The 1,485-nt window shown below is 60.5% G+C and carries 1 protein-coding gene; it reads right to left on the bottom strand.

Annotated elements, in window-relative coordinates; genetic code table 11:
• Nucleotides 1–324: 324 nt before the first annotated feature.
• Nucleotides 325–1,362: an IS110 family RNA-guided transposase gene (locus AC0L3D_RS36600; RefSeq protein ID WP_473647520.1), complete on the bottom strand. Its 1,038-nt coding sequence runs from the start codon at nt 1,360–1,362 to the stop codon at nt 325–327.
• Nucleotides 1,363–1,485 lie beyond the last annotated feature (123 nt).

Below are 1,485 nucleotides of genomic sequence, written 5' to 3'. Positions count from 1 at the left end.
ATCCGCTCCAGCAAATGCCGGGACTTCTCTATTCGGCGATTTGAAGTCAAGCGTCTTCTGAGCTGTTCATCCCACCTAAGCTGTTCGTCACACCGATGTTGGTTGACCTTCGCGAGGCCTTGCTTCTCTTCGGGATCGGCTCGTAAGCCCTCCCACCATGGGATCAGGAGAATGAAGCGAGCAATCTAAACAGCGGTCTGGAGGTGCTGCCACGCCCGACCAAGTCCCGGCACGCCCTTGCTTCACTCGTCGTCCCGCGAAGGACTCCTATCCACCGGAGGTGGAATCTTGTATCACGCCGACCCCACAGCCGGGGTCGTTTAATCAGGCACGCGCGGTCGCGTCATCTCGGGTCCAGCGGAACTCCGTCCCATCGCTCCACATCCGATGCATAATGACGGCCATCCGGCGGGCCAGGGCAACGACAGCCTTGCGCAGACTGCCTCGCTTAGCGATGTTTGTCGCCCAAGCTTTCAGCCAGGACCACCTCTTCACACGGGTGAGCATGACTTGTGCCGCCTCATAGAGCAACGTTCGCATCATCCCATCCCCGCAGAGCGAAACGCAGCCGACGCGCTTGCTCTCTCCAGATTCCTTGAGCACCGGCGTCAATCCCAAAGCAGCTCCGACAGCCTTCGAGTTGCGGAAGCGGGCCGGGATATCGATGGTACTGGCGAACGCCAAGGCAACGACAGGCCCGACACCCGGAACCGTCATCAGGCGCCGGCAGTTGTTATCGTCCCTGACAATCTCAAGCACTTTCCGATGAAGCCGGGACAGCTCCTCCCGCAGCTTCTGCCTGGCGGCGAGCAGGGATGCGGTGATGTCCGCCAGCTCTGGCATACCGTCAGCAAGTTCCCGTACCCGGACCTCAAATCCCACCTTACCGGTGATGCCCACCTTGAGGCCGAAGTTACGCAGCAAGCCGCGGATGTCGTTCTCGATCGCGATGGCCTTCTCCTGCAGCAGCTTTCGAGCGGTGAGCAGGGCTCGGCGCTGCTGGCTCGTTACTGTCTTGACGTGCACTGGCCGGAACAGGTTGACCCGCATCATCTGGGCGATGCCGCGCGCATCGTTGCGGTCGGTCTTGTTCACCTGCGCCTTGAGGAACGCCTTCGTGTGGCGGGTCTCGATGCAGACTACGGGCAAGCCTGCTTCGGCCAATCCGCTGAACAGCCACTGTGACAACGGTCCAGCTTCCAGCCCGATTCGGACCAGTTGCCATGCGGAGGCCTGGAGCGCCCGAGCAAGGTCTTCCGGGTGGCTGGGCACCTTCAGCTCCCGGCAGATCGAACCCGTTTCGTCCACGATGCAGATCGAAGTCTCTTTGAGCGAGACGTCCAGTCCAGCGTAATGCTTCATGCAGCCTTCCTTTCCTGATGCTTGTGAGGCGACACTCTCACGCTACCATCAGCTCGAAACGCTGCATCCCTCACCATTGCCGTCGCAGACAGGGCTCAAGCCGAATACCCCATCTAAACATCT

It is taken from the genome of Mesorhizobium sp. WSM4837 (genome assembly GCF_055811435.1).
The sequence above is the reverse complement of the archived record's forward strand: the minus strand, read 5'-3'. Positions and strand labels throughout refer to the sequence as shown.